The organism is Chamaesiphon sp. VAR_69_metabat_338 (genome assembly GCF_031423935.1).
Lineage (GTDB): Bacteria > Cyanobacteriota > Cyanobacteriia > Cyanobacteriales > Chamaesiphonaceae > Chamaesiphon.
The window spans coordinates 1-2,021 of record NZ_JANPGM010000297.1 but is presented as its reverse complement, the minus strand read 5'-3'; the positions used below and the strand labels follow the sequence as shown (position 1 = coordinate 2,021).

Below are 2,021 nucleotides of genomic sequence, written 5' to 3'. Positions count from 1 at the left end.
AAATGGGACTGTAGCTCAGTTGGTTAGAGCGCGCGCCTGTCACGCGCGAGGTCGCGGGTTCGAGTCCCGTCAGTCCCGTCAGTGTCAAAACTCGATCGCATTTAGCAAGAAGCTCTCATCATTAAGATGGGGGCTTTTTGTTTGGTGAGCTTCGATCGATTCCAACAATCCTAGCCAGCACCTTTGATACAAGAGCCGAGACCTGGTTTTGGTATAATCGGAACAGATTAATAAAACACAGTGCAGTCGATCGAGTTATGACTCATCCAAATAGCAAAGAAGCAACCACTGCACCCAATCATCTCAAAATTGCCAGACGCGGACAGGATCTCTACAACAGATCGATCCGCAGTCAGGTGGAAAAGCGAGAGCAAATCGGCAAAATTATTGCGATCGATCTCGATACGGGTAATTATGAAATAGATGATAATTTTCTAGAAGCGATCGATCGATTGCGCTCTCAATTTCCCGATGCAGTAATTTGGTCGGAACGGATTGGTTTTAATGCTGTTTATGCGGTGGGTGGTAGTTTGACAAAGGTAGATTTAGCGTGATTAATGGAATTGTCATCGGGCGACAGCCCCAGGTAAAAGTCATCATTAGGATTTCTGGCTATCCAGATCTCGAAATTGGCTGTGTAATTAATACCGGATTTGAAGGAGCTTTGGCTTTACCAGTAGCAGCAGTTGCCAAGCTGCAATTGCCCTATGTCGCCAGTCTGAATACCAACCTTGCTAATGATGAAAACATGCCGACACCAGTCCACCGCGCGACAGTGTTCTGGGATGGTGTCGAGTTAGAAGTGCCAGTATTAGCAATGGGGCGTCGTCCGCAAGTTGGGACGTTGCTACTCAATAATTGCAACTTGAATATCGATTTTAGCGATGGCAGTATTTTGAGTATTGATGCTTTGTAAGGGGATAGTTAATAGTGGATAGTGGATATTAAATAGGGGATAGTAGATAGGGGATATTAAATTTATTTGTGATGGATTGGCGATCGAATCCACTGATTTTTGAAAATAATTACGGATTCGATAGAATTAATCCAGAAATTAATTCAAGTTTGATGCGATCGAGATCTCAAACTTGTGTGGATGAGATCGTAGACATCAATGAATGAGCTTGCTAGCGAAACGGCAAAGGCAATCTAGCGGCTGGTTGTGTCTGTGGAAAATACTGATGTCATCAGGTATAGAAAAGACTATAACTGCGATAGCGATCTAGATTCTGCTCTCATTTCCTATGCTGCAACTTCAATTAATTCATCTCGCTGGACTGCTCGTACTCTTAGCACCTGGAATAGTAGCTGGGACGATCGTGACTTGGAAAATCAAGTCTCCCTGGGCACTATTTGTGACGATTGGCTTCTCTCTAGTTGGTTCTTTTGTCATTGCCATTAGCACGATGCTATTCGGAAAATTGCTGTCACCAATATTAGTAAATATCATTGGCCCTTGGGCGACGCTGATCGATTTTATCCAAGTACCTGCCGCCTCTGAATTTAGTTGGTATGGTGCTTTACCTGCTTATATCTTCGCATACATGCGCCTGTCGCTGGTATCGCCGATCGGGACTGTGGCAGGTGCGACTTTAAGTGGCATGTTGATGGTGGTTAGATATAAGCTGCTGCGTGAAGGTGGCAAATTCGAGCCATCCTATGCTTGGGTTGCTGGCTTTGGGAGTGCGATAGTCGGTGGGATCTTGGGCGTATTTTCGATCCTGATGCTGTGTTGGTTAGGTTGGCAAGGAATAATACTCATCCATCTCATGTTTGGCAGTAGTTTATCTGGTGCTAATGCTGAATTTATGGGCATGTCCGCTCAGTTGACTGCGGGTTTCTTGGTTTTATTAAACGGATTGGTTTGCGGATTTATTAGTGCGGTTTGTGGCATTAAAACGGCTAAGGTTTTGATGTAAAAGCATCGTTATTAATTTCTGTTGGCACTAGTTGAGATCGATACAGCACTTTTCAGGCTTGTGAGGTACAGAACCCCGACTTCTTGGAGAAGTCGGGGTTCT

General features: G+C 44.5%; 3 protein-coding genes and 1 tRNA gene. All 4 read left to right on the top strand.

Features of this window, described 5'->3' with window-relative positions:
* Positions 1 to 4 precede the first annotated feature (4 nt).
* Positions 5 to 78 (top strand) — tRNA-Asp (locus RMO84_RS08660).
* Positions 79 to 257: 179 nt separating this feature from the next.
* On the top strand, positions 258 to 554 hold the full coding sequence (locus RMO84_RS08655) for a hypothetical protein (protein ID WP_310488074.1): 297 nt from the start codon (positions 258 to 260) through the stop codon (positions 552 to 554).
* Entirely contained in the window at positions 551 to 916 is a 366-nt protein-coding gene (locus tag RMO84_RS08650; protein ID WP_310488073.1) for a clan AA aspartic protease, read from the top strand. The genes RMO84_RS08655 and RMO84_RS08650 overlap by 4 nt, the downstream gene beginning before the upstream one ends.
* A 328-nt stretch (positions 917 to 1,244) precedes the next feature.
* Positions 1,245 to 1,919, top strand: a complete 675-nt coding sequence (locus RMO84_RS08645) for a hypothetical protein (protein ID WP_310488072.1) — start codon at positions 1,245 to 1,247, stop codon at positions 1,917 to 1,919.
* Positions 1,920 to 2,021: the final 102 nt, after the last annotated feature.